This window comes from Mesotoga sp. HF07.pep.5.2.highcov (genome assembly GCF_003666285.1).
GTDB classification, from domain to species: domain Bacteria; phylum Thermotogota; class Thermotogae; order Petrotogales; family Kosmotogaceae; genus Mesotoga; species Mesotoga prima.
This window is the reverse complement of record NZ_JFHJ01000310.1, coordinates 1-2682: the sequence shown is the minus strand read 5'-3', so window position 1 is coordinate 2682 and position 2682 is coordinate 1. Positions and strand designations below refer to the sequence as shown.

Here is a 2682-nt window from a genome sequence, read left to right as displayed (position 1 = left end):
ATATATCGTAGTTGTGTATTGTCCCCGATCAGTTCTGCAAACGACCAGTAGTATTCCGCCAGATCACTCCGATTTGCGAAGACCGTTTTCGGCCTTTTTTGCTGCCGTAATTCCAAAGTTTGCAGAACTGGTGTTCGGTGTTTAGCCAACAAAGGGGTTCAAAAGCCAGATTGTGATTGAAGATGACCAAGGAGGCAGGAAGGAGAAAGATCAGCGAAAGCTGAAAAAATAAGAGTATGAATAGTTCTCTATCCAATTAAATAAAAACCGATGGCGGTTGCAGCAAAAGAAGAAAGTCGTCTCTATCTGCTGACCGGTTAACTGAAGGAGGTTGAAAGTGATTCTGGGGATCTTTCTGAAGGACAGAGAAGTTAGTTTCTTCGATGGCTGTTTAGAGGTGAAGATCGACAGAATGGAAGCTTTTTACGCAAAAGTTGTTCTAGGAGGTGAAACGCCCGGAGTTTCTTTTGAGGATTACATGACTACTGCGTCAGTAATTGTGAAGAGAGATGAAAACAATATGGTGATTCTCGATTTCGAAGACTTCGCCCCTCCGGGCGAGATTAGAGAGCTTCGTTTCACGGCGGATGATATTACATTGTCCGTTACCCTTGAAGACAAAGAGACGAAGGAAATCTCGCAGGGTTTTAGGGATTATCGTCCGCCGGAGGATTTCCTATCTTATCTCAAGAGAAATATGAAAAAGAGCGATAACCCCCTCGTGACGGGAGAGGTCGAACAGGTAGCAAGCTGCTGATTGAAATATCAACGGTCTGTTGATCCATCTGAACGAAAGAACAACAAGGAGAAACTCAGTGATACTAAGCAAAGCTATATTTGCGGCATACCTATCTTGTTTGTGTCTCCGATCGACTTCTTCATTATCTCCCTACCATGTCAGAAAGCGACTTCAATTTCCCAATTTGCTTTACGGATTGCAAGTCTCGTGAGAAGGCCACTGCATTTGGTCAGCAGGGCCTTCCTTTGCGCTTTTGAATTATATTAACCGGGAATCAGCCAGAGAATCTTCATGAATCGAATCAAGATGGATGAAGATCAGCAAAGGTGAAAAACGATCCAACGATCCATCTCTCAAAATCCATTTGATTTCACGAAGAATTGCTCGGTCATATGCTATTTCTTGAGAGATAATTCTACAGTTCATTCTGTCGGAATTAGTTCAACTAAAGCCTGCTTTTTTGCAGTCAATACTTTCTAAACAATTCACGGGAACCCGGAAAGGGAATTTTTGGATAAACGATAGAGGACGTTGATTTTCCAGTGAGAGCGGGTTCTACTAGAACTTAAGAAGCGTTTGTGAGAAGCATTGATTTTAGAACACCGTCAAAATCTAAATAAGACAATCCAAATAGTCGACTGTCTTTCTATTTGTATATTTCAAAAAGTAGCCGGTGCTATACTCGTTCGAACGACTTCTAAAGGGGGTGAAAGTATGTTCAGGAAGGCGCTAATAGCGATTGTTCTCGTGGCCTCAGTATTTGCCTTTTCAACACAGTTCAAGCGAACAATCGAAGACAAAATCGTTGTTCAGCACGACGGATCGGCGATCATCACCCGTACTGAATATGTTCCAGCGTCCGATCTTTCTAAGGTATACATCCAACACAGGGATGCCCTCAGAGAAAGAGAGACGGCCGATGAAGCCTTCGCTAACTTCTATGACGAGATTAGCAAGGGATATTTCTTTCTCTACAGATCGGCACCCGGCTTCGGAGATAATGATGTTAAGTTCAAGATTGAAGGAAACGGGAACGTCACGAGTACGATTTCGATGAAGGTCACGGGCCTAATTTCGGAATCGAAGGAGCATCCCGGAAGCTACCAGTTCTCTAGCAAGAATTTCTCAGAAGAGAAGATCATGCTCAAATATTTGGAGGATCTCATCGATGGCAAAGCCTTCGAGACGGCCTTTCTGGGATCGTCGAAAAACTCGCTTCTTACGACAAAGACAACGACTATCGTCTTACCCGAAGGGTCCGAGATCATCGATCTTCTCTCTCCGCATGGTGAAAAGCCTTCCAAAGATTGGTCGATCGATCTTGGCGGAGGGACTAAGTTCAAAGCGAGCTTAGACCTCGAAAAGAATACTATCATTCTGAAGGAAGAAATAACTACCGGGGGAGGCGCTCCGAAAAACCTCATGAATGAAGACAATGAGGAACTCATGGCGAAGCTCAGAGACTATGCCGCATATATAGCGGTCTTCAATAACGAAAAGATCGGCGGTAAACTGTCGCAGCCGGAGCCGTATTTCTTCAAGGAAGACTATTCAGGTTCTTGGAACTTCGGTATTTCACATAACTTCTCGACACAGTTCGCGTATCAGACTTTGAGCGTTGAACCAGGGCTTAACGTGAGCTTCACATTTGGCACTTCTCTGCTCTGGGAGCACCAGTGGAAGAAGGTAAGCTGGTGGAAATACAAATACGTTCTGAAGAAATTCCAGACGACCGTGAGCCTCAGCCCTTCTCTGACGCCTTATATTGAAGTGAGTTCCGGCGCAGCGCTGAGCAAGACATGGGAAAAGAACATCACAACGAAGACGAAATGGATTACGTTCTGGGTTTCATGCGTGCCGGTTACCCTCGTTATGGAGGTCAAATTCGATGCGAAAGCCGAGGCAGGAATTTCAGGTGTTATAGGTTTCACGGCTTCTACGAC

At 44.6% G+C, this 2682-nt stretch carries 2 protein-coding genes; both read left to right on the top strand.

Features of this window, described 5'->3' with window-relative positions; genetic code table 11:
• Positions 1-337: 337 nt before the first annotated feature.
• Complete coding sequence (locus BG32_RS06895; RefSeq protein WP_121526600.1) at positions 338-757, top strand: hypothetical protein; 420 nt, start codon at positions 338-340, stop codon at positions 755-757.
• Positions 758-1453: 696 nt separating this feature from the next.
• Positions 1454-2682, top strand: a 1229-nt coding sequence (locus tag BG32_RS06890; protein ID WP_121526599.1) for a hypothetical protein, incomplete at its 3' end; no start/stop codon positions are given.